The 23170-nt window shown below is 43.0% G+C and carries 20 protein-coding genes; 1 reads left to right on the forward strand and 19 read right to left on the reverse strand.

The window, feature by feature from the left end:
- The 10 genes from prmC to AC11ZT_RS08435 all read right to left on the reverse strand — a co-directional run.
- The coding region (prmC, locus tag AC11ZT_RS08390; protein WP_484059167.1) for a peptide chain release factor N(5)-glutamine methyltransferase at nucleotides 1-760 on the reverse strand (760 nt) is incomplete at its 3' end.
- The gene (gene prfA, locus AC11ZT_RS08395) at nucleotides 760-1827 is read right to left on the reverse strand and encodes a peptide chain release factor 1 (RefSeq protein WP_484059184.1); all 1068 of its coding nucleotides are present in this window, start codon (nucleotides 1825-1827) and stop codon (nucleotides 760-762) included. The genes prmC and prfA, both read right to left, overlap by 1 nt.
- Before the next feature lie 108 nt (nucleotides 1828-1935).
- Nucleotides 1936-2517, reverse strand: coding sequence for a thymidine kinase (locus AC11ZT_RS08400; RefSeq protein ID WP_484059168.1), 582 nt, complete (start codon nucleotides 2515-2517; stop codon nucleotides 1936-1938).
- A 138-nt stretch (nucleotides 2518-2655) separates the two neighbouring features.
- Complete coding sequence (locus tag AC11ZT_RS08405; protein WP_379970681.1) at nucleotides 2656-2901, reverse strand: type B 50S ribosomal protein L31; 246 nt, start codon at nucleotides 2899-2901, stop codon at nucleotides 2656-2658.
- Nucleotides 2902-3080: 179 nt separating this feature from the next.
- Nucleotides 3081-4352: a transcription termination factor Rho gene (gene rho, locus AC11ZT_RS08410; protein ID WP_484059169.1), complete on the reverse strand. Its 1272-nt coding sequence runs from the start codon at nucleotides 4350-4352 to the stop codon at nucleotides 3081-3083.
- Nucleotides 4353-4754: 402 nt separating this feature from the next.
- Nucleotides 4755-5720 carry a class II fructose-bisphosphatase gene (glpX, locus tag AC11ZT_RS08415; RefSeq protein ID WP_484059170.1) on the reverse strand — a complete coding sequence of 322 codons (966 nt, stop codon included), beginning with the start codon at nucleotides 5718-5720 and terminating at the stop codon, nucleotides 4755-4757.
- 27 nt (nucleotides 5721-5747) lie between these two features.
- Nucleotides 5748-7034, reverse strand: coding sequence for a UDP-N-acetylglucosamine 1-carboxyvinyltransferase (locus AC11ZT_RS08420; protein WP_484059171.1), 1287 nt, complete (start codon nucleotides 7032-7034; stop codon nucleotides 5748-5750).
- A gap of 182 nt (nucleotides 7035-7216) precedes the next feature.
- On the reverse strand, nucleotides 7217-7858 hold the full coding sequence (gene fsa / locus AC11ZT_RS08425; protein WP_484059172.1) for a fructose-6-phosphate aldolase: 642 nt from the start codon (nucleotides 7856-7858) through the stop codon (nucleotides 7217-7219).
- A 158-nt stretch (nucleotides 7859-8016) separates the two neighbouring features.
- Nucleotides 8017-8874, reverse strand: a complete 858-nt coding sequence (locus tag AC11ZT_RS08430; protein WP_484059173.1) for a class II fructose-bisphosphate aldolase — start codon at nucleotides 8872-8874, stop codon at nucleotides 8017-8019.
- 202 nt (nucleotides 8875-9076) lie between these two features.
- On the reverse strand, nucleotides 9077-9445 hold the full coding sequence (locus tag AC11ZT_RS08435) for a response regulator (RefSeq protein WP_379970687.1): 369 nt from the start codon (nucleotides 9443-9445) through the stop codon (nucleotides 9077-9079).
- A gap of 346 nt (nucleotides 9446-9791) precedes the next feature.
- On the opposite strand from AC11ZT_RS08435, the gene AC11ZT_RS08440 reads away from it, so the two are divergent.
- A complete protein-coding gene (locus tag AC11ZT_RS08440; protein WP_484059174.1) occupies nucleotides 9792-10319 on the forward strand; it encodes a DUF2529 family protein in 528 nt (175 codons plus the stop codon).
- Nucleotides 10320-10376: 57 nt separating this feature from the next.
- Here the strand turns inward: AC11ZT_RS08440 and AC11ZT_RS08445 are convergent, their stop codons facing one another.
- The 9 genes from AC11ZT_RS08445 to AC11ZT_RS08485 all read right to left on the reverse strand — a co-directional run.
- Nucleotides 10377-11984 carry a CTP synthase gene (locus tag AC11ZT_RS08445; protein WP_484059175.1) on the reverse strand — a complete coding sequence of 536 codons (1608 nt, stop codon included), beginning with the start codon at nucleotides 11982-11984 and terminating at the stop codon, nucleotides 10377-10379.
- Nucleotides 11985-12214: 230 nt separating this feature from the next.
- A complete protein-coding gene (rpoE, locus tag AC11ZT_RS08450) occupies nucleotides 12215-12775 on the reverse strand; it encodes a DNA-directed RNA polymerase subunit delta (protein WP_484059176.1) in 561 nt (186 codons plus the stop codon).
- Between the two features lie 196 nt (nucleotides 12776-12971).
- Nucleotides 12972-16214, reverse strand: a complete 3243-nt coding sequence (gene icmF / locus AC11ZT_RS08455; RefSeq protein ID WP_484059177.1) for a fused isobutyryl-CoA mutase/GTPase IcmF — start codon at nucleotides 16212-16214, stop codon at nucleotides 12972-12974.
- Entirely contained in the window at nucleotides 16211-16846 is a 636-nt protein-coding gene (locus AC11ZT_RS08460) for a TetR/AcrR family transcriptional regulator (protein ID WP_484059178.1), read from the reverse strand. Before AC11ZT_RS08460 ends, icmF begins: the two co-directional genes overlap by 4 nt.
- A gap of 52 nt (nucleotides 16847-16898) precedes the next feature.
- Complete coding sequence (locus AC11ZT_RS08465) at nucleotides 16899-18038, reverse strand: acyl-CoA dehydrogenase (RefSeq protein ID WP_484059179.1); 1140 nt, start codon at nucleotides 18036-18038, stop codon at nucleotides 16899-16901.
- 20 nt (nucleotides 18039-18058) lie between these two features.
- On the reverse strand, nucleotides 18059-19198 hold the full coding sequence (locus AC11ZT_RS08470) for an acyl-CoA dehydrogenase (RefSeq protein WP_484059180.1): 1140 nt from the start codon (nucleotides 19196-19198) through the stop codon (nucleotides 18059-18061).
- Between the two features lie 38 nt (nucleotides 19199-19236).
- Nucleotides 19237-20091 carry a 3-hydroxybutyryl-CoA dehydrogenase gene (locus AC11ZT_RS08475; RefSeq protein ID WP_484059181.1) on the reverse strand — a complete coding sequence of 285 codons (855 nt, stop codon included), beginning with the start codon at nucleotides 20089-20091 and terminating at the stop codon, nucleotides 19237-19239.
- Nucleotides 20092-20167: 76 nt separating this feature from the next.
- Nucleotides 20168-21352 (reverse strand): acetyl-CoA C-acetyltransferase, encoded by a 1185-nt coding sequence (locus tag AC11ZT_RS08480; RefSeq protein WP_484059182.1) that lies wholly within the window; start codon nucleotides 21350-21352, stop codon nucleotides 20168-20170.
- A 36-nt stretch (nucleotides 21353-21388) separates the two neighbouring features.
- Nucleotides 21389-23170 (reverse strand): (Fe-S)-binding protein (locus AC11ZT_RS08485; protein ID WP_484059183.1); only part of this gene is annotated, 1782 nt, incomplete at its 5' end.

A 23170-nucleotide genomic window follows, 5' to 3' on the forward strand; every position in this document is an offset into this window, starting at 1 on the left:
GCGAAATGGCCTTGCTTTGCCCTGCTCCGTATTCAAAAGCAACAATGGCACGGTCGTTTAGCACGAGTGGCAATTCCTCCATAAAGCGGCGGTAGAAATCAAGTCCATCTACTCCCCCAACTAAAGCGCGGGACGGCTCATGCTCCTTCACAACAGGAGATAGCTCCTCCCACTCCTCATATGGAATGTATGGCGGATTCGAAACGACAACATCTAGCTTTTGACCCGCCTGTATAAACGGCTGGAGTAAATCGCCCTGATAGAACGTTACATTTGCCCCAAGTTCACTTGCATTTTGCTTGGCAACTACAAGCGACGCCGGAGCTATATCTACAGTTGATACGGATAGATGCAAATTTTCTAAAGCTAATGTAATCGCAATTGCACCGCTGCCCGTACCAATGTCAGCAACGTTAAGCATGGAAGAGCCAAATACCCGCTGTATCCGCTGTAAAACGTGGAGTACAAGCTCCTCTGTTTCTGGGCGAGGAATAAGTACTTCTTCGTTTACATGAAACAAGCGTCCATAAAAGCTTTCATAACCCGTAATATACTGAAGGGGAATACCTTCATAATGACGCTGTACCATTTCCTCAAACAGCGCCTGTTCATTTGTAGTAAGCTCTTCCTGCCATTTCATGAGCATACCTGTTCGATCGGTCTTAAGCGTATGAAGAAGGAGTAACTCCCCGCTATTTTCATCGCGTCCTCTTTCCCGCAAAAAAGAAGAAGCCCATTTGAGGGCTTCATATACGCGCATTATTCTGCGTCCTCCATCCTCTTGGCCTGATCTTCCATAATTAAAGCCTCGATTACTTCATCCAGTTTTCCTTGCAGAATTTGGTCAAGCTTTTGAATGGTTAAACCAATGCGGTGGTCCGTCACGCGGTTTTGCGGGAAGTTATACGTACGAATCCGTTCTGAGCGATCACCGGTTCCAACTGCTTGCTTCCGGTTTTGATCGTACTCAGCCTGCGCTTCTTGTTGAAATTTATCGTACACACGTGCACGTAGTACCTTCATTGCTTTATCTTTGTTTTTAATTTGTGATTTTTCATCCTGGCAAGATACAACGACTCCGGTCGGAATATGCGTTAAACGAACCGCTGACATGGTTGTATTAACACTTTGTCCTCCTGGACCACTTGAACAAAATGTATCGACGCGAATATCCTTGTCATTAATATCAATTTCTACTTCCTCTGCTTCAGGCAGGACAGCTACCGTTGCCGTGGAAGTATGAATACGGCCGCCTGACTCTGTTTCTGGCACACGTTGTACGCGGTGTGCACCGTTTTCAAACTTCATCTTACTGAACGCACCTTTGCCGTTAATCATGAAAATGATTTCTTTAAAGCCGCCAAGCTCTGTATAGCTTGCTTCAATCACGTCGCATTTCCAGCCTTGCATTTCTGCATAACGGCTATACATACGATATAAAGTAGCTGCAAACAGAGCTGCTTCATCACCGCCGGCTGCACCGCGAATTTCAATAATAACGTTCTTATCATCATTGGGATCTTTCGGAATAAGAAGAATGCGTAACTTCTCTGCCAAATCTTTTTCCTGTGCTTCTAAATCAGAAATTTCTTCTTTAACCATCTCACGCATATCCGCGTCTAATTTATCCTCTAGCATGGTTTTTGCATCTGCTATTTGCTCACGAATGCCCTTATACTCACGATAGACAGTCACTGTTTCTTGAATGTCAGACTGTTCCTTCGAATACTCACGAAGCCTTTTCGGATCATTTACGACAGAAGGATCGCTCAAAAGTTCGTTGAGCTTCTCGTAACGGTATTCCACTGCCTGTAGTCGATCTAACACGTCACTCACCTCAACATCCTAAGTTTCTAATACATTAGTATAATCCGCAAGAAGAGTAAAAAGCAAGGTGCAGCTCCTTTTTTGGATCCAATCTATATGAATAATACTTCAGCCCTCTTCTGGTACTTTATGACAATGACGACAACGAGGTTCATAGGACTCCGATGCTCCCACTAGAATAATGGGGCCCTCTAAGGATGCCGGTTCTCCGTTAATCAGGCGCTGCGTTCGACTTGCAGGTGCCCCGCACTTGGCACAAACCGCCTGCAGCTTTGTCACACCTTCCGCAATGGCCATTAACTGAGGAACTTGTCCAAATGGTAGACCTCGAAAATCCTGGTCTAAACCAGCAACAATGACACGAAAGCCTCGGTTTGCAAGTGTTTGCACCACTTCCACAATGCCCTCATCAAAAAACTGTACTTCATCAATAGCAATTACATCTAATTCTTCTGTTACATAGTCATATATTTCAGTTGAAGAGGTAACCGGAACTGCTGTAATACTTGCTCCGTTATGTGAGACTACATCTTCTTCACTATATCGTTTATCGATGCTCGGTTTCAATACAATGACATGTTGCTTCGCAAATTGTGTTCGTCTGACGCGTCGAATCAATTCCTCTGACTTACCAGAAAACATGCTTCCACATATCACTTCAACCCAGCCATTTCGGTTCATTACATACATAAAAAAAGCCTCCCTTGTTTCATAAGAAGCGGTTGGATGTAACTCCGCAAAAAAGCAGGCAAGCTTAGCTTGCCTGCTTTACTTACGCAATCACATTTTGTCTTTGCGGAGCGAACCCCGCAGTAGCAAAATGATACATTACTTAAGACCGTATTTTTTGTTGAAGCGATCCACACGACCATCTGCCGTAGCAAATTTTTGACGTCCTGTGTAGAATGGGTGAGAATCAGAACTGATTTCCACTTTGAACAACGGGTATGTGTTGCCGTCTTCCCATTCAATCGTTTCGTTAGAGAACTTTGTAGATCCGCTTAGAAACTTAAAGCCAGTGTTAATGTCCATGTACACGACTTTATTGTATTTTGGATGAATTCCTTGTTTCATTATCTTTCATCTCCTTCCGCCCTGAATCATGTTAGAAACAGAGTTCATTATCACATGCTAAAATAGCATCGCTTAACGATAAAACACACATGAGGAAATTATAACAGCGCATTTTGCTTTTTGCAACTATATGTTAGCTGGAATTCACTGTTTATTTTTTGGTATTTTATCCTAAAGCTTTACTTAGAAGACACTGTTCCCTTATTCTCGGCCATAATCAATTGAAAAAATTCTTCATTTGTTTTCGTATTCCGTAGAAGACGTAAGAACCGTTCTAAGAAATCAGGTGAATCTGACATCGTTTTACGAATGGTCCATAATTTATCCAATCTTTCTTTTGGAAGAAGAAGTTCTTCCTTACGCGTTCCAGAACGACGAATATCAATTGCTGGGAACACACGGCGTTCAGATAGATTACGATCCAAATGAAGCTCCATATTACCAGTTCCTTTAAATTCTTCGTAAATGACATCGTCCATACGAGAACCTGTCTCAACGAGTGCTGTAGCCAAAATCGTTAAGCTACCGCCTTCCTCAATATTTCGGGCTGCCCCGAAAAATCGTTTTGGGCGGTGAAAGGCAGCTGGATCAATCCCCCCAGACAATGTTCTACCGCTTGGAGGAATGACAAGATTGTAGGCACGCGCAAGACGAGTAATACTATCCATTAAGATAATAACATCTTTTTTATGCTCAACGAGTCGCATCGCACGCTCAAGTACTAGTTCTGCCACTTTAATGTGATTTTCAGGTACTTCATCGAATGTAGAACTCACTACATCACCCGCAACAGAGCGTTCGATATCGGTTACCTCTTCCGGACGTTCATCAATGAGGAGGACGATAAGTTCTGCATCTGGATGATTCGTTGTAATACTATGAGCGATCTCCTTTAGTAGCATCGTTTTACCAGCCTTCGGAGGAGCAACAATGAGACCACGTTGTCCAAAGCCGACAGGTGCAAGAATATCCATAATACGAGTCGATAAATTCTTCGGCTCTGTTTCAAGTACCATTTGCCGATCTGGATAGAGCGGTGTTAGTGCTGGAAAATGCACACGTTCCTTCGCCGTTTCCGGGTCTTCTCCGTTAACAGCTTCCACTTGTAGCAGACCAAAATACCGTTCATTTTCCTTCGGAGGGCGCACTTTCCCAGACACTTTATCTCCGTTACGTAAATCAAAACGACGAATTTGTGAAGCGGAAATGTAGATATCTTCAGAACTTGGGGAGTAATTGATTGGACGTAAAAAACCAAAACCCTCTGATTGAATAATTTCTAATACACCTTGCATAAAGAAGAATCCTTCTTTTTCTGCTTGTGCTTTCAAAATGGCAAACACGAGCTCTCTTTTCGTTAGTTTGCTGTAGTAGGAAATTTTAAATTCCTTTGCTTGTTCATATAGCTCTTTTAATTTCATACTTTCTAATGCTGAGATTGTTAAACTCATCGAGACACCACGCTTTAACTTTACTTTTATTTGAATTGAATGAATAGGAATTTGAACGGAAGGTATTTATGAAAGAGTACGTGCAAGTAGAATAATATTCACTATTGTAACCTCTTTTTTCCGCATTTAATCAATTGTTACTTGCATTCTATTTAGAATAAGGGAAAAAACTATAAAAAATGAAAATAGTATTTGGAGAATATGAACGAAAATTAACTCTATCTTTGAATGTATATGGATTAGCATTATATTGTCAATGGAAAACTTTATCCTATTCTGGATATTTACAAAAAAAGATGGACGGGGCTTGTCCTTCTTGCTTGGTAGAGTTCCTCCTGCCTAATAGGAGCAAAGACAGGAGGAATTTCTACAAGTCCGAACCGATATTCTATTTGGTATAAATTACTTGATTACTAGATTTGGTTTTTTGTGAAGGCTATGACGACCGTCAACAAAACGAACGGTTCCTGATTTCGCTCTCATTACTAGTGATTGAGTTGTACCAAATGTTCCTTTAAATTGAACACCTTTAAGCAATTCACCATCTGTTACACCTGTTGCAGCGAAAATAGCGTCATCTCCGCGAACTAGATCTTCCATGTAAAGGACACGGTTAATGTCTTCGATGCCCATCTTTCCACAACGGATTAATTCTTCTTCATTTTGCGGAAGAAGTTTTCCTTGAAGTTCTCCGCCTAAGCATTTTAATGCTACGGCTGCAATAACTCCTTCTGGTGCTCCGCCAGAACCGAACAGAATATCAACACCTGTATGATCAAAAGCCGTATTAATAGCTCCTGCTACATCCCCGTTATCAATTAACTTGATACGAGCGCCTGCATTACGAATTTCTTCAATTAGTTTTGCATGACGTTCGCGGTATAACACAGTTGCTACTACGTCTTCAATATCTTTTCCTTTTGCCTTAGCAACCGCACGTAGATTATCAATAACCGGTGCATTAATATCCACTTTACCAATTGCTTCTGGGCCAACTGCAATTTTATCCATGTACATATCCGGTGCGTGTAATAGATTACCATGGTCAGCCACAGCTAATACTGCTAATGCATTCCAACCACCTGAAGATACAATGTTCGTACCTTCTAACGGATCAACTGCTACGTCAACGCGTGGTCCGTAACCTGTACCTAGTTTTTCTCCAATGTATAGCATAGGCGCTTCGTCCATTTCGCCTTCCCCGATTACAACCGTTCCTTTCATCGGTATCGTATCGAAAACTGCACGCATAGCAGATGTTGCTGCACCATCCGCTTCATCCTTTACACCGCGTCCCATCCAACGAGCAGCGTTTAAAGCGGCTGCTTCTGTTACACGAACTAATTCCATGGATAAACTTCTTTCCAAAATAATCCCTCTCCTTTTAGCCGTAAATTATGAGTTTTGTACTTGTTCGATTTCCTGCTCCGACATTTGTTCGCGCCAGATGTGTGCGCCAAGACCACGCAGCTTGTCTACTAAATCTTCGTACCCTCTATCAATGTGCTCGAGCCCGGTAACCTCTGTCATACCCTCTGCCATTAACCCCGCAATGACAAGCGCTGCTCCCGCACGAAGATCACTCGCCTTTACCTTAGCCCCCTGTAAGTCAACAGGACCTGTCACAATGGCGGAACGCCCTTCTACTTTCACCTTAGCATTCATTCGACGTAATTCATCGATATGCTTAAATCTAGCTCCGTAGATGGTATCCGTCACAACTCCAGTGCCACTTGCCTTCGTTAGAAGTACAGTAAACGGCTGTTGCAAGTCGGTTGCAAAGCCTGGATAGACAAGCGTCTTCACATCCACGGTTTTCAAACTTGCTACGCTGGTTACAACGATTTGATCATCATCGATTTCAATGTGAACACCCATTTCACGAAGCTTGGCCGTAACAGATTCTAAATGCTGCGGGATAACATTTTCAATCACAATTCTACGACCAATCGCAGCAGCTAGAATCATATACGTTCCTGCTTCAATCCGATCCGGTATAATCGTATGATTACAGCCGTGCAGGGAATCAACCCCGTCAATGCGTATGACATCGGTTCCCGCACCTTTAATGCGAGCTCCCATGCTCGTTAGCAAAGTAGCTACATCAATGATTTCCGGCTCTTTCGCCGCATTTTCAATGACAGTTCTACCTTTCGCACGAACAGCAGCTAACATGATATTAATTGTAGCACCTACGCTTACGACATCCAAGTAAATCCGGGCACCTCGTAGTTCTTTCGCACGAAGGTAAATCGCACCTTGCTCGTTCGTCACCTCGGCTCCTAGCGCCTCAAATCCTTTAATATGTTGATCTATCGGACGAGGGCCTAAATAACAGCCGCCAGGAAGACCAATGACCGCCTTTTTAAAGCGTCCGAGCATGGCACCCATTAAATAGTAGGAGGCACGTAATTTTTTCACTTTACCGTTAGGCATTGGCATATCTACCATCTGAGACGGATCTACAATCATATCTTGTCCGTTATAGATCACATTACCGCCAATTTCTTCTAGTAAATCACCTAGCATTCTCACGTCAGAAATATTCGGTACCCCTCCGATTGTCACGGGTGAATCTGCTAGAATGGTTGCAGGAATTAAGGCAACTGCACTATTCTTTGCGCCGCTTACTCGAATGGTCCCGTTTAAACGTGTTCCGCCTATAATACGTAATTTTTCCATTTCGTGCCCCTTCCTAAAAAAATTCACATTCTACTTCCTATTTTGCCTGACCTTGGCAAAAGAGTCAAAAGAACTATGATTACCCGTACTTGCATGCTTTTTCAAATAACATACTAAAACGTGGCTCTTTGTGCCAAATCACCGCTAACTATTCAGAAAAAAAAGATAACAATTAAGGCAGGTTAGCGATTATTCCAGTCTTGAAGAAATTGTTCAATCCCTTTATCTGTTAAGGGATGTTTCATAAGCTGATGGAAAACCTTGAACGGAATGGTAGCAATGTGCGCCCCGCGAAGAGCAGCTTCCGTCACATGAAGCGGATGTCGAATGGATGCAGCAATAATTTCCGTTTGAATATTATGTTGCAAAAATATTGCTGAGATTGTTTCAACAAGCTCAAGACCATTGTGTCCGATATCATCCAATCGACCTAAAAACGGCGATACGTACGTAGCTCCGGCACGGGCAGCTAATAGCGCTTGGTTCGCACTAAAAATCAATGTAACATTCGTTTGAATACCAAGCTCGCTAAGTACCTTTACTGCTTTTAATCCATCTGGCGTCATTGGAACCTTCACAGTAATATTGGGGGCTATTTGAGACAGTTCTTTTCCTTCTGCAATCATTCCCTCTGCGTCTAAGCTAATTACCTCAGCACTTACAGATCCCTTAATGATCGAAGTAATTTCCCGCAATCTGTCATGGAAGGATACTCCTTTTTCCTTTGCGACGAGACTTGGATTGGTTGTTACACCAGCAATAATACCCATGCTATTAATTTCTTTAATTTCTTCTAAATTCGCCGTATCAATGAAAAACTTCATTTTTATAAGTCCCCCGTTTCAACTATGAAATGAATACTCCTTCTCCGTCTGTCGATTCTTGGCGCAATTTATCTAATATTGTCTATTGTTCACGCTTTCATTATACAACGAAAGGAAACCGTCTAAAAGAGTAGACGGTTTCCAAACGTATATAATTATTATGCTTTGCCGTTAGATCCGAATTCGCGAATCTTACCAATAACAGTTGCTTTGATTGCTTCGCGTCCTGGTCCCATATATTTACGTGGGTCATAGACTTCTTTGTCTTTGCCTAGAACATCACGAACAACTTGTGTAAATACAATTTGGTTTTCTGTATTTACGTTGATTTTAGATGTACCTAGAGAGATCGCTTTTTTGATATCTTTTTCAGGGATACCAGTACCACCGTGAAGTACTAATGGTACGCCAGTTGCGTCACGAACTTCTGCCATTTCTTTAAAGCCTAGGTTTGGTTCACCTTTGTAAGGACCGTGAACTGAACCAAGAGCTGGAGCCATCGTGTCAATGCCTGTGCGCTTTACAAGTTCTGCACATTCAGCAGGATCTGCATAAATAACACCGTTAGCAATAACATCATCTTCTTGTCCGCCTACTGTACCTAGTTCAGCTTCTACAGAAATATTACGAGCATGTGCATATTCTACAACTTTGGAAGTGATTGCTACGTTTTCTTCAAAAGGATGATGAGAAGCATCGATCATGACAGATGTAAAACCTGCATCGATACATTCTTTACATTTTTCAAAGCTTGAACCGTGGTCTAAATGGATTGCTACAGGAACTGTAATCTTCATGTCTTCCATTAAACCTTTAACCATCATTACTATAGTTTTGAAACCGCTCATGTGACGAGCAGCGCCTTCAGATACACCAAGGATAACTGGGGACTTTTCTTCTTCAGCGGCAGCTAAAATAGCTTGTGTCCATTCCAAGTTGTTAATGTTAAATTGACCTACTGCATACTTACCTTCTAATGCTTTACTTAGCATTTCTTTCATAGAAACTAAAGGCATGTTAAATCCTCCTAGAACATTTTTTTGTCCGTTTCGTTCTACATTAGCTTAAACTAGATACAAAAAAATTATGTATCTAACCTATTGGACTTCCTACTACACTCAATAGGATACCAACTTGTTTTGGAAAACTCAACCGCTATACCTTCACATATATTCGATGAAAACGCTTTTTCAAAATATTTTTTCTAAATTTGTCACACTATGCACTAATAATAATTTGCTCGCGAACCGCTTGTCGTAATTCATCGATATCAAACGGTTTTGCAAAATGCATAAGAGCCCCAAGTTTCTTCGCTTCTTGAATCATATCCAGCTCACCGTAAGCCGTCATCAGTATCACTTTAATCGATTTATCGATTTGTTTCACACGCTTTAGTATTTCAATACCGTCCATTCCAGGAATTTTCATATCAAGGACAATTAAATCTGGTTTATCATTCACAACGATATCAATAGCTTGAAACCCGTTTGCAGCTTGAAATGTTTGGTATCCTTCTTTTTGGAACACTTCATTAAGCAAGATACGAATTCCGTACTGATCATCGACAATTAAAATTTTCTCGTTCATTTTCCATCAACTCCCTTATACTTATTTGTAAGTTTTCTACTTTCTTCCTAATGTCCTACTTCTATATATTCTAAATGTTTTCCTGCTTGCCATGCGAAGCGGTTTGCTAATTTTTAACTAGCAGTAAAATTTTATATAATAAGCTCTGTTGATTTCCGCTCCAGGTGCGAGCTTTCCGCGGGCGGATCGGGAGCCTCCTCGGCTGCGCCTGCGGGGTCTCCCTTAATCCGTTTTTCCCGCAGGAGCCCGAGCACCTTCCGCTCCAATCAACTTAGTTGTAAAATCAACAAGAAGCTTTAACAGAGCCATATAATAAACAAGAAGAAGGAAAGGAGCATACGAACGAGTGAAAATATTTTCCACACAACTACAAGGCATCTTTACAAAAATTACGCAGCAAGAAGAAATGAATATAGAAGATAGTGCCCGTCTTCTCGCACAAGCACTCATTGCCGGTAGATCCATCTACCTATACGGCGTTGCAGAAATGCAAGGTGTGGTGCTCGAGGCTCTTTACGGCCAAGAACCGCTTCCAGGAGCGAAAATGCTACCAACGGAGGATCTGTCTTCTATTAGCACGGAGGATCGCATTCTCATTATTAGCCGCTTTTCGACCGATGCATCTGCCCTCCTACTTGCCAAAACATTGCAGGGGCAGGGGCACTTGGTTGTCGGCATCTCTGCACTTACCGAAGGAACGGAATCATTAGAACAGTATACGGATTTTCATATTGATACGAAATTACTACACGGACTCATCCCTAATGAAGAGGGCGCGCGGTACGGTTTTCCAAGTATAATGGTCGCCCTTTATGCCTACTACTGCCTCACGTTCACAATAAAGGAGATCTTACAGGAATACGAAGAAGATTAAAAAAAATCGTCACCTTTTGTACAACTGAACCTGTACAAAGGATGACGATTTTTATTATTATTTACTTTCCTTATTAACCATTGCTGCATGCACGAAGTCACGGAATAATGGCTGCGGACGCGTTGGACGGGAAACAAATTCTGGATGGAACTGAGATGCAACAAACCAAGGATGATCTTGTAATTCAACGATTTCAACAAGACGGCCATCAGGGCTTGTACCTGAGAAAATAAACCCTGCTTGTTCCATTTGCGGACGGAATTGATTGTTGAATTCATAACGATGACGATGGCGTTCGTATACAACAGGCTCGTCATATGCTTCATACGCTTTCGTACCTTCCGTGATTTTACAAGGGTATAAGCCAAGGCGAAGCGTGCCACCCATATCCTCTATATCTTTTTGCTCTGGAAGAAGATCGATAATCGGATAATTTGTTTCACTGTTAAATTCAGAAGAATGAGCATCCTTCAGTTTTAGTACATTACGTGCAAATTCAACAGAAGCAAGTTGCATACCTAAGCAAATACCGAGGAATGGCACGTTATTTTCACGAGCAAATTGTGTAGCAACGATTTTCCCTTCAATACCACGGTCACCAAAGCCACCTGGTACAAGAATCCCATCTGCATCGCCAATCAGTTCTTTTACATTTTCTAATGTTACATGTTCTGCGTTAATCCATTTCACTTCAATGTCGCTATCAAACGCATAGCCAGCATGACGAAGTGCTTCTACGACAGAAAGATACGCATCTTGTAATTCTACATACTTTCCTACTAAAGCAATGGTTGTTTTCTTAGATAAATTACGTACCTTTTGAACAAGAGCTTTCCACTCTGTCATATCGGCAGGCTTACAATCCAATTGTAAATGGTCACAAACGATTTGATCCATATTTTGCGCTTGGAGTTCCAAAGGAATTTCATACAACGTATCCGCATCACGAGCTTCAATCACTGCATTTTTATCAATATCACAGAAAAGTGCAATCTTATCCTTCATATCTTGAGAAACAGGCTTTTCTGTACGAACGACGATGATGTTTGGTTGAATACCAAGACTACGAAGTTCCTTTACACTGTGCTGTGTTGGCTTTGTTTTCATTTCGCCAGCTGCTTTAATATACGGAATGAGCGTACAGTGAATATACATCACATTATCGCGACCGATATCACTCTTTATTTGACGAATGGCTTCTAGGAATGGAAGAGATTCGATATCTCCAACTGTTCCTCCGATTTCCGTAATAACAACATCAGCATTCGTTTCTTTGCCTGCACGATAGACACGATCTTTCAGTTCATTTGTAATGTGTGGGATAACTTGTACCGTTCCGCCCAAATAATCACCGCGGCGCTCTTTTTGTAGCACGGAGGAGTATACCTTCCCAGTCGTTACGTTGCTGTATTTATTCAAATTAATATCAATAAAACGTTCATAGTGGCCAAGGTCAAGGTCCGTTTCTGCACCATCATCTGTTACAAATACTTCACCGTGCTGATAGGGACTCATCGTTCCTGGGTCTAGGTTAATATACGGGTCAAACTTCTGAATTGTTACACTTAATCCTCTATTTTTCAATAGTCTTCCTAAAGATGCAGCGGTAATCCCTTTTCCAAGAGATGATACTACCCCACCAGTTACAAAAATATACTTCGTCACAAAAGTTCCCCCTTATAGGTGATGTTTATATGAAACGCTACAACAAGTAACGTACATGAGGAGCAGTCTGTTTTATTGTTAGGTATTTTCAACTATCTAAACAAAAAAAGAAGAAAACTCCCTAATCTTCTAGTAGGGAGCTATCTTCTTTCTATATAAAACGTACATCATTACTCATTTTTTAAAGAGCCCAAAAATGATTCTACATAGACTGTTCTAAAAAGTCAAGGTTACAATTTTTCAACCTTATCGTCATCTTCATCTAAATCTTCGTCATCTTCTTCGATAAAGACAGCTGCTTTTTCTAATTCATCTTCTTCCACATCATCATCTTCGTCAAAAATTTCATCTAATTCCTCTTCTTCAACGAAGTCATCATCATCTTCGTCTTCATCTACATCATCGATATCGTCCAGATCATCCAGTTCCTCATCCAAATCGTCGAAATCATCTTCCAATACGATTGGATCATCGGCTTCTTCTTTCTTACGTTTCTTCTTCGGCTTTGGTTGCGGCAGTACTTCTTCATCAATTTGTTCGTACGGATACCAAGCGCGAAGTCCCCATGTGTTTTCTCCCATGCAGATAAACCGTCCATCAATATTTAAATCTGTATAAAATTGAGAAAGTCTTGAAGTCAACTCTTCTTGCGAATAGCCGAGTGATCCGGTCATCTCCTTAACGATCTCTTTAAATGATGTAGCTTGCTTCTTACTTTCTAGTATGACAAAGGCAAGCTCAATCATTGATAATTCTTTTAGCTCTTCAGGTGAATATTGCTCTAGATTCACGTGTAAGACACTTCCTTTCCCTCATTAATCATCCATACCCATTATAAGGCCTGTTTAAAAAAATACATACTATTCATTATAAACAATTCATACTGCTTTATGCTACAAAAAAGAGAAATAGAAATAACGCAAACAAGGATATGTAGCCCTGTTTGCGTTATTTTCTAAAATCATGCCTACCCGTTAAGGCAAATGGTTACATATTGCGGCGGTACTGACCCCCGACCTCATACAATGCGCGAGTAATTTGTCCAAGACTTGCAACTCGCACTGTATACATGAGTTCCTCAAAAATATTGCCCCCAGCGATTGCTACTTGCTTTAACCGATCTAACGCTTCTTTCAATTGATCTGCATTTCGCTCTTGAAACGCTTGTAAATTCGTTATCTGTGTTTCTTTTTCCTCATAGGAGGCACGGGCAATCTCCATATTGTTCACGTCTTCTTCATTTGCAGGAGAAGGATTTAAATACGTATTCACACCAATTATCGGAAGCTCGCCCGAATGCTTTTGCATTTCATAATGCATGCTCTCTTCCTGAATCTTTCCACGCTGATATTGGGTTTCCATCGCACCAAGAACACCGCCTCGGTCATTCATACGATCAAATTCCGCAAGTACAGCTTCTTCTACAAGATCTGTAAGCTCTTCGACAATAAAGGATCCTTGCAATGCATTTTCATTCTTCGTAAGTCCAAGTTCCTTCGTGATAATGAGCTGAATCGCCATCGCCCGCCGCACCGATTCCTCTGTTGGCGTTGTAATAGCTTCATCATAGGCATTCGTATGAAGCGAATTACAATTATCCTGCAGCGCCATGAGTGCCTGCAATGTCGTTCTTATATCATTAAACGCAATTTCCTGAGCATGCAAGGAGCGTCCCGACGTTTGTACATGATATTTCAGCTTCTGACTTCTCTCATTTGCCCCGTACTTCTCCTTCATGACAACCGACCAAATGCGGCGTGCCACGCGGCCAATCACGGTATATTCCGCATCCAAACCGTTGCTGAAAAAGAAGGATAAATTCGGTGCAAAATCATCGATATGCATACCGCGGCTTAAATAATATTCCACATACGTAAAACCATTGGAAAGGGTAAACGCCAGCTGGGAAATCGGATTCGCTCCCGCTTCGGCAATGTGATACCCAGAAATGGAAACCGAATAATAGTTACGTACTTGTTGATCAATAAAGTACTGCTGAATATCTCCCATTAGGCGCAGCGCAAACTCCGTTGAAAAAATACATGTATTTTGCCCTTGGTCTTCTTTTAAAATATCCGCCTGCACCGTTCCCCGCACCGTTTTCAGTGTTCGTGCTCGTACTTGTTCATATTCTTCCTGCGTGAGGATTCGCCCAAGCTTCTTTTCTTCTATATCGATTTGTTGATCAATCGCGGTGTTCATAAACATAGCTAGTATAATAGGAGCAGGACCGTTAATCGTCATGGACACGGAAGTAGAGGCAGCACATAAATCAAAGCCGTTATACAGCTTTTTCATGTCCTCTAGCGTACACACGTTCACTCCGCTTTCTCCAATCTTCCCAAAAATATCAGGACGATGAGAAGGGTCTTCTCCGTATAGCGTCACAGAATCGAACGCAGTACTTAATCGTTTTGCATTGTCATCCTTACATAAATAATGGAAACGTCGATTGGTTCGCTCCGGCGTTCCTTCCCCGGCAAATTGTCGCTTCGGATCTTCATCCGCGCGCTTGAACGGAAATACGCCCGCTGTATAAGGAAACGAACCTGGTACATTTTCACTTCGTACCCAGCGAATAATTTCCCCGTAATTGTTATATTTCGGAAGGACGACCTTTGGAATGCTCGTACCCGATAATGTAATGGTCTTAATAGGCGTACGAATTTCCTTATCCCGTACTTTTACAACAAATTCATCCGCGGCATACGCTTCTTTTACTTCATTCCACGTATGTAAAATATTCTTTGCTTCGCTAGAAATCTCTTGTTCATAACTATTTTGTATTCTTTGTAAAGTCTCGGCAGTCGCTCCATCCCCTGTCTCCGCTACGACATGAAGCGCACCTTCTAGCTGAAAGAGGCGCTCTGCAAGCTTGGCTTGCTTGTTTGTTTGCTCATGATAACCACGAACCGCTTGCGCGATTTCGCGTAGGTAATAGCGCCGATCATTCGGAATAATAACCGTTTGTTTTTCTACTTTTCCTGGCTTAATGCGAAGCGGCTCCCAGTTTGTATGCGCCTTCTGATTAATTAGCTCAACTAGCTTTAGAAATACTGTATTTGTCCCAGCATCATTGAATTGACTCGCAATCGTTCCATATACCGGCATATCCTCTAACGGAAGCTCAAACAGCATATGGCTTCGTTGATATTGCTTTTGCACTTGACGAAGCGCGTCTTCTGATCCTTTTCGTTCAAATTTATTAATAACAATGACATCAGCGTAGTCAATCATATCGATTTTTTCAAGCTGAGTAGGTGCGCCAAATTCACTCGTCATTACATACATATTAAGATCACTAAACTCGGTAATAGCCGCATCCCCTTGACCGATCCCACTTGTTTCTACAATAATCAAATCAAAGCCAGCAGCCTTTACAACGGAAATAGCATCTTGAATCGCAAGTGAAAGCTCTGTACGAGACTCGCGCGTTGCAAGACTTCTCATATACACACGCGGTGTATGAATGCTATTCATTCGAATGCGATCTCCTAATAAGGCACCGCCCGTTTTTTGCTTCGTCGGATCAATACTAATAATCGCAATTCTTATTTCGTCCCATTCCTGTAAAAAGCGGCGAACGAGTTCATCTGTTAATGAACTTTTTCCTGCTCCGCCCGTACCGGTAATACCAAGAACGGGGGCATTGGCTTCTCTTTGAGACAAATATTGCAGTACTTCATTGTCTTTTCCTACATGTTCTTCTGCAACCGTAATGAGCTTCGCAATCGTATTCACATTTAAATCGGTTGCTTGCTTGATTTGTGCAGCGTCTAACGGCGTTTCATAATCACATTCTCGCAGCATATAGTTAATCATGCCCTGCAGCCCTAGATTTCTTCCGTCCTCCGGAGAGAAAATTTTCGCAATGCCATACGCATGCAAGTCATCGATTTCACGAGGAAGGATAACCCCTCCGCCGCCGCCATAAAGACGGATATGGCTCGCCCCGCGTTCTTTCAGCAAATCATACATATATTTAAAATATTCAACATGACCGCCTTGATAAGAGGACAACGCAATTCCCTGCACATCTTCTTGAATTGCAGCGTTCACAATTTCTTCTACCGAGCGATTATGTCCAAGATGGATGACTTCCGCTCCGCTCGATTGAAGAATACGTCTCATAATATTAATCGATGCATCATGGCCATCAAACAAACTAGAAGCTGTTACAAATCGTACCTTCTTCGTAGGACGATACACATCCACAAGCGTCATGCTCATTCCCCCTCTGATTTCATACGAATGCCATGCAATAAATAATTCGTCTGCATATCTGTATATTCCTCAAGCGTATAAAGCTTTTGTAATACCCAGCGCCGAAAGCCCCACATTTGCCCCTGTACGAAAATGTTATGAGCAATCATCGCAATCTCCTGCTCGGTTAGCGAAAACTCTCCGTTCAAGGCGCACTGCGTTAAAATATTTTCAAACATCGCTACCATTTCAAGCTCTTTCTTTATCACATAGGAAAGAGATTCTTTTGGAAGAAACCGAACCTCTTGGTACATGATAAGCACTTCTTCCTGCAGTTCATCCATTACTTTAAAATAATTTGCAATTGCGAGCTGCAAGCTCTTTAGGTTCCCCTTTTCCATCGAAATGACCTGATCCAGGCGCGACCGCACCTTATCATAGATGCTATCGCACACAAGATACAGAATGTCATCCTTTGTTCGTATATACTCATATAACGTCCCAATGCTAAAGCCCGCCTCCCTCGCGATTTCGCGAGTCGTTGTGCGAGGGAAGCCCTTCTGTCTAAAGAGATGCACCGCGCCTTTAATCATCTGCTCGCGGCGAAGCGCGATTAACCCTTCGTCCTTCACCGATGCGTGGACATTGTGCTTCATCATTCCCTCACCACCTTCCCTTTTTTCACGCGAGAGTCCCTCTGGCATAGAGCTATTATTTTGCTAGCATTCTTGAGATTACGAGTTTTTGAATTTCTTGCGTTCCTTCATAAATTTGCGTGATCTTTGCATCGCGCATAAAGCGTTCCACTGGGTAATCCTTCGTGTACCCATAACCACCAAACACTTGAACCGCTTCTGTTGTTACCTTCATAGCAGTATCCCCAGCAAATAATTTCGACATAGCGGATTCCTTTCCATAAGGAAGGCCTGCTGATTCTAACCATGCTGCTTGGTACGTTAAGAGGCGAGCTGCTTCAATTTGCGTTGCCATTTCAGCCAGCTTAAACGCAATGCCTTGTTGCGCAATAATCGGCTTGCCAAATTGGTGACGCTCCTTTGCATAGGCAACTGCAGCATCTAATGCACCTTGAGCGATCCCTACGGCTTGTGCAGCAATCCCGTTACGTCCTCCATCTAACGTTTGCATCGCAACCTTGAATCCTTCTCCTTCTTCACCTAGACGGTTCTCTAGCGGAACGCGGCAATCTTCAAAAATAATTTCTGTAGTAGGTGAAGAACGAATGCCCATTTTCTTTTCTTTCTTTCCTACAGAAAATCCTGGCGTACTGCTCTCTACGATGAAAGCAGTCGTACCGTGATGCTTAGAGGTAGGATCGGTCACTGCAAACACAACATACACATCTGCAACGCCACCATTTGTAATAAAAATTTTGCTGCCATTTATAATATAGGAATCGCCGTCTCGCTTTGCATTCGTACGCATACCGCCTGCATCAGAACCAGATCCAGGCTCCGTTAAACCATAGGCACCAATTTTCTTTCCTTCTGCCATCGGACGCAAATACGTTTGCTTTTGTTCTTCCGTACCGAACTTATAAATCGGCCATCCTCCAAGTGATGTATGAGCAGATAACGTTACTCCTGTAGAAGCACATACGCGTGACAATTCCTCTACTGCGATTACATAGGCTAAATAATCACTACCAATTCCGCCGTATTGCTCTGGCCACGGAATACCTGTTAAGCCAAGGTCTGCCATTTGATCAAAGATTGCTCGGTCAAATCGTTCTTCCTCATCACGTTCTGCTGCTGATGGTGCCACTTCATTATTTGAAAAATCACGTACCATTTTTCGAATCATTTCATGTTCTTCGGTTAATTTAAATTGCATCGTTCATTCCTCCTCATTTGTTATCGATTAATTAGATATTTACTAATAACGACTTGCTGAATTTCACTTGTTCCTTCATAGATCTCGCATACCTTTGCATCTCTGAAATACCGTTCTACCGAATAGTCTTTCGTATAGCCATAACCGCCAAAGACCTGAATCGCAGCAGTGGAAACCTCTACTGCCGTCCTAGAAGCAAATAGTTTTGCCATCGAAGCCTCTTTGCCACACGGGGCGTTTTGCTTGCGAAGCGAGGCGGCATGATAGACAAGAAGGCGAGCAGCTTCCACGCGCGTTGCCATGTCAGCTATCATAAAAGCAACCCCTTGCTGATTCATAATCGGTCTACCAAATTGATGACGCTCTTTTGCATATTGCGTTGCATCATATAGCGCCGCCTCTGCGATGCCAAGCGCTTGGGCTGCAATACCAATTCGCCCTACATCCAAATTTGCCATCGCAATTTTAAATCCTTGCCCTTCCTTACCAAGCAGCTGCGCGGAAGGAACGAACATCTCATCAAATGTTAGCTGCACTGTGCGTGATCCAGCTAACCCCATTTTGTGTTCATCCTTCCCTATCACTAAACCAGGCGTGCCCTTTTCAACGATAAAAGCGGAAATACCACTCGTTCCAGCTTCTGGATTCGTGGATGCAAAAACGATATAAGTATCCGCCTCGCCACCATTTGTAATAAATACTTTCGAACCAGACAGAACATAGCCATTCTCTACTTGCTTAGCGCGCGTCTTTAAGCTGCCCGCATCGGAACCCGCACTAGGTTCTGTTAAAGCAAAGGCGCCTAAATATTCGCCCCTTGCAAGCCGCGGGATATATGCTTGCTTTTGTTCCTCCGTTCCAAAGTACAAAATCGGATTCGTGCCTACTGAGGTGTGTACCGCAAGAATAACCCCTATCGTGGCACTCACACGTGATAGTTCATTAATTGCTATAATATAAGAAATGAAATCCATCTCGGCACCGCCATATTGCTGCGGAATCGGGATTCCCATTAGACCGAGGTCTCCCATTTTGCGAAGCAAGGGTCTAGGAAACTCTCCTTGCTCCATACGCGGAATCCACGGTGCAATTTCATTTTCTGCAAAATCGCGTATCATCGAACGCGTCATATCTTGCTCTTCCGTAAACGTTAGCTGCAATCGCCTCACCTCGCTTACTAGATTGATAGTTTTAGTTTTTACCCTTCGTATACGTAAAAGCCTCGACCTGACTTCTTGCCAAGCCATCCTGCACTTACATATTTCCGAAGCAACGGACACGGACGATACTTGCTATCGCCTAATCCTTCATGAAGAATTTCCATAATATATAAACATGTATCTAGTCCGATAAAATCAGCAAGCGTAAGAGGACCCATCGGATGATTCATGCCAAGCTTCATAACATCATCAATTGCCTCCTTCGATGCAACGCCCTCATACAAGGTATAAATTGCCTCGTTGATCATCGGAAGCAAAATACGATTCGAGATAAATCCTGGAAAATCATTGACTTCCACTGGAACCTTACCAATTGTTTTCGTAATATCTTCAATCGTTTGATACACTTCATCCGTCGTAGCCAATCCGCGAATAACCTCTACTAGCTTCATAACCGGAACCGGGTTCATAAAGTGCATCCCGATCACTTGCTCCGGACGCTTTGTAACAGCTGCCAATTCTGTAATCGGAAGCGATGATGTATTCGATGCTAGAATCGTATGCGACGGCGTAATTTCATCAAGCTTCGTGAAAATTTGTTTTTTAATATCCATTCGTTCGATAGCTGCTTCAATAACGAGATCCGCTGTTTTTGCATCTTCAATGTCGAGCGTAGGGGAAATATGCGCTAAAACCGCTGTTTTTTCCTCCTCTGTCATGCGCTCCTTTGCTACTTGGCGGGAGAGATTCTTCGTAATCGTTGCCAATCCTTTATCCAACTGCTCTTGCTTTAAATCCTGCAATGTTACTTGATACCCTGCCATCGCGCACACCTGTGCAATTCCAGACCCCATCTGACCCGCACCAATTACGAATATAGTTTGAACGTTCATCTCTTCATTCCTTTCAAATAGTAATAGAATCATAGCCGGCCCATTTTCAGTCTAAATGAGCCGGTCGTTTTCATAATTATTCCTTCACTTCAATTAGAACCGCATCGCCCTGTCCACCACCGCTACAAATAGCAGCAATGCCCAGGCCGCCACCGCGGCGCTTCAGTGCATAGATAAGGGAAACGATAATGCGCGCCCCGCTCGCGCCAATTGGGTGACCAAGCGCAACTGCCCCGCCATTTATGTTTACCTTTGCTTCATCGAGTCCAGCAATCGCAACACTAGCAAGCGTTACAGCAGCAAAAGCTTCATTGATTTCAAATAAATCAATGTCTTCCACCCTCTTACCTGTTTTCTTTAAAAGTTTGTTGATGACATAGCCAGGAGTCCGAGGGAAATCCTTTGCTTCCATAGCGACCGATGCCTGCCCAACAATCGTTGCAATGACATCGCGCTTCTCTGCCCATGCGCGCTCTTCACTCATTAATACGAGCGCGGCCGCACCATCATTTAATCCCGGTGCATTTCCTGCCGTAATCGATCCATCCGCGCCAAAAACAGGCTTTAACTTCCCGAGTATTTCAAGCGATGTATCATCACGCGGCGCCTCATCGTGGCTAATGACGAGCGGTTCTCCCTTTCGCCGTGGTACGACAACGGGAACGATTTCTTCATCAAATCTGCCTTCTTTTCGCGCTGCCACTGCTCGCGTATGACTGCGAAATGCCCAGCGATCCTGTTCCTCACGTGAAATATGCTCCTCACCTGCCACTTCATTTCCGTAGATGCCCATGTGGACACCTGAAAAGGAGCAAGTTAAACCGTCCGCAATATTCAAATCAACCAATTCACTATGTCCCATTCGGTAACCCCAGCGCGCATTTCGTAATATATAAGGACTGCTACTCATCGATTCCATTCCCCCAGCAATAAGTAACGTTTCATCGCCGGAACGAATAATTTGATCAGCAAGCGTTACAGCTCTCATACCGGAAGCGCATACTTTATTAATCGTTTCCGTACGGGTTTCCCAAGGGATTCCCGCCCATCGCGCTGCCTGTCTAGACGGAATTTGTCCTTGACCGCCTTGCACCACATTACCGAATATGACTTCCTCCACATCGACGGGATCAATTCCAGCTCTCTCAACTGCCGCCTTTATCGCTGTCCCACCTAAATTGGCGAGGCTAACATCTTTAAAGACACCGCCGAATTTACCAATTGGCGTTCTGGCTGCACCGACAATCACCGTTTTCCCCATTTCCCTTCCTCCTTTTTTATATCTATATCCTTTTTGTTAGGCCGTTTCCTCTTGCTGCGGCATCCCAATCACAGAGCGTTCTAATATTTCCGTTATATCTAATGTTTGAACCCGTTCCTCAACTTCCTTTGCCTTCGTGCCATCCGTCATCATCGTGAGGCAGTACGGGCAGCCTGTGCTAATGATACTCGGATTCACTGCAAGGGCTTGCTCGGTTCTCGCAACATTAATCCGTGTTCCTGCAGAATCCTCCATCCACATCAAGCCGCCGCCTGCCCCGCAACACATTCCCGTGGCCCGGTTGCGCTCCATTTCCACAAGTGTCACACCTGGAATCGCTTTTAAAACAGAGCGCGGCGCTTCGTATACTTCGTTGTAGCGGCCCAAGTAGCAGGAGTCATGATACGTAACCGTTTCGTTTACTTCATACTTTGGCGTTAATTTGCCTTCCTGTACCCACTTTGCAAGCAGCTCCGTATGATGGAACACTTCTGCTTGTAAGCCGAAATCTGGATATTCATTTTTAAACGTGTTATAAGCATGCGGATCAATCGTTACGATTTTCGTAACGCCCGCTTTTTCAAATTCTTCGATGTTTTTTGCCGCCATGTCTTGAAACAGAAATTCATTTCCTAAGCGTCTTGCCGTGTCACCTGAGTTCTTTTCCTTGTTTCCGAGAATGGCAAATTTCACACCAGCCTCATTCATGAGCTTGGCAAAAGAAAGTGCAATTTTCTGGCTGCGATTGTCATAGGAGCCCATGCTACCCACCCAAAATATATATTCAAATTCCTCTTCTGCTTTTGCCATTTCTTTCACGGTAGGAATCGAAACATCTTCCCGCATATCGCGCCATGCTTCGCGCTCCTTCCGGTTCAGTCCCCACGGGTTACCTTGCCGTTCGATGTTTGTCATCGCCCGCTGCGCATCTGGATCCATCTTTCCTTCGGTTAACACGAGATAACGCCGAAGGTCGATAATTTTATCCACGTGCTCATTCATAACAGGGCACTGATCCTCACAGTTACGACAAGTTGTACACGCCCATATTTCTGATTCCGTAATAACTTCACCAATTAATTGCGGGGTTTGCAGACTAGCTGCCGTTTCCTGACTACCGGCGCCTACCTGTACTTGATTTGGAAACACAAAGGATGGTACCCAAGCCGTACGCGAGGTCACAGCAGCTCCTGTTTCCGTTAAGTGATCGCGAAGCTTTACAATCAAGTCCATAGGAGAAAGCATTTTTCCTGTTCCAGTTGCTGGACACATACTCGTGCAGCGTCCACATTCTACACACGCATACAAATCGATTAACTGCGTCTGCTTAAAATCTTGAATCGCCCCTACACCGTAGGATTCCTGCGTTTCATCTTCAAAATCAATTTTTTCTAGCTTTCCAGGATTCGTTAACCGGCTAAAGAAAACGTTTACAGGACCGGCTATTAAATGAGCGTGCTTCGATTGAGGCACGTACACTAAAAAAGTGAGTAAGATGAGCAGGTGAATCCACCACGCTATGTAGAATAAAACAATAGAACCAAATGTTCCCATTCCAGATAAGACAATAGCCAATAAGGAAGCAATTGGCTCACTCCATGTAGGTCCTTCTCCGTGCCAGATAAGGCCAGCAGCATTACCGAGCAGAACAGAAATCATCAATCCGCCAATAAAGATCAGAACGAGGCCGGATTTAAAATTGCGCTTGAGACGAACAAGCTTTTCAATATAGCGTCTGTAAAACGCTCCATATACAGCAAGTAAAATGATAAGTGTGATAATTTCTTGAAAGAATGTAAAGGCAGGGTAAATCGGTCC

Source organism: Ectobacillus sp. (assembly GCF_056992975.1).

Coding starts and splice junctions, on each gene's coding strand:
- AC11ZT_RS08400 (WP_484059168.1), bottom strand. CDS start 2,517: ATGTATGTAATGAACCGAAATGGCTGGGTTGAAGTGATATGTGGAAGC.
- AC11ZT_RS08405 (WP_379970681.1), bottom strand. CDS start 2,901: ATGAAACAAGGAATTCATCCAAAATACAATAAAGTCGTGTACATGGAC.
- rho (WP_484059169.1), bottom strand. CDS start 4,352: ATGAGTTTAACAATCTCAGCATTAGAAAGTATGAAATTAAAAGAGCTA.
- AC11ZT_RS08420 (WP_484059171.1), bottom strand. CDS start 7,034: ATGGAAAAATTACGTATTATAGGCGGAACACGTTTAAACGGGACCATT.
- fsa (WP_484059172.1), bottom strand. CDS start 7,858: ATGAAGTTTTTCATTGATACGGCGAATTTAGAAGAAATTAAAGAAATT.
- AC11ZT_RS08430 (WP_484059173.1), bottom strand. CDS start 8,874: ATGCCTTTAGTTTCTATGAAAGAAATGCTAAGTAAAGCATTAGAAGGT.
- AC11ZT_RS08435 (WP_379970687.1), bottom strand. CDS start 9,445: ATGAACGAGAAAATTTTAATTGTCGATGATCAGTACGGAATTCGTATC.
- icmF (WP_484059177.1), bottom strand. CDS start 16,214: ATGAGCATGACGCTTGTGGATGTGTATCGTCCTACGAAGAAGGTACGA.
- AC11ZT_RS08460 (WP_484059178.1), bottom strand. CDS start 16,846: ATGATGAAGCACAATGTCCACGCATCGGTGAAGGACGAAGGGTTAATC.
- AC11ZT_RS08465 (WP_484059179.1), bottom strand. CDS start 18,038: ATGCAATTTAAATTAACCGAAGAACATGAAATGATTCGAAAAATGGTA.
- AC11ZT_RS08475 (WP_484059181.1), bottom strand. CDS start 20,091: ATGAACGTTCAAACTATATTCGTAATTGGTGCGGGTCAGATGGGGTCT.
- AC11ZT_RS08480 (WP_484059182.1), bottom strand. CDS start 21,352: ATGGGGAAAACGGTGATTGTCGGTGCAGCCAGAACGCCAATTGGTAAA.